The sequence below is a fragment of the Rhizobium sp. SVR5-9E genome, assembly GCF_056755095.1.
Map to the genome: position 1 here is coordinate 1 of NZ_JBNDHS010000231.1, position 719 is coordinate 719.

The following is a 719-nucleotide window of genomic DNA, read 5'->3' on the forward strand; positions in this document are numbered from 1 at the left end:
TACCCACGAAGGCGCATGGTCCGGCCTCCAGCAGTCATCATTACGGGCGCTGCTGTTTGAGGGCCGCCAGACCCTAGCCCTGACCGAAAGGAGGACATCATGTCTTCCGAAGTTTCCACCCAAAATCTGACTGACGACAACATGAACATGCTGTATGGCGTTTTGAACGATGCCGGCTATACGGACGATATTACACAGCCCCGGCGCTTTAACCTCGCAACCAAGCTGATGATCCGCCTCTTTCGAGAGGGAATGACGGCTCCCGCCGACCTTACCATCCAGCTTGATCGACACTTTGGCAAGCCTAACAAAGAGGCCGCCGCGTTGGCCGCCGCGCTTCCTCGCTTTGCAGTCCAAGGTCTTCCGGCAGAACTCCGTCGTACGGTACTGCGGCGCGAGGGTAGTTCCACAATCCCGGAGGAAAGCAAAACAAGCCACTGGCAGGCCAGACATTCGGGGTCGCTGGCGCCCAGGACTGGCAAGTACCTAGGGGACAACCCCTACAATCCCAAGAATGATCCTGTGCACTTCACGCTTTGGAGAAAGGCCTACTTCAAAGCACAGAACCAGATCGATCGTTTCAAGCACGAAGACGGTGGATATCTGTGATCAGAGGCCGCCAGCCGGTTACGATGATCGACGACTGGCGACCGCTCCCCTATTGGACCGCCGCGGCGCTATCAGGCGACAACTGGAATGCCGGTCAGTCGAGGAGATCG

Annotated in this window: 1 protein-coding gene; it reads left to right on the forward strand. The window is 57.6% G+C overall.

All coding sequences use genetic code 11. The features are described 5' to 3' along the window. The first annotated feature begins 99 nt into the window (after positions 1-99). Positions 100-609: a hypothetical protein gene (locus ACPYOJ_RS34575; protein ID WP_481420259.1), complete on the forward strand. Its 510-nt coding sequence runs from the start codon at positions 100-102 to the stop codon at positions 607-609. The last annotated feature ends 110 nt before the right edge of the window (positions 610-719 follow it).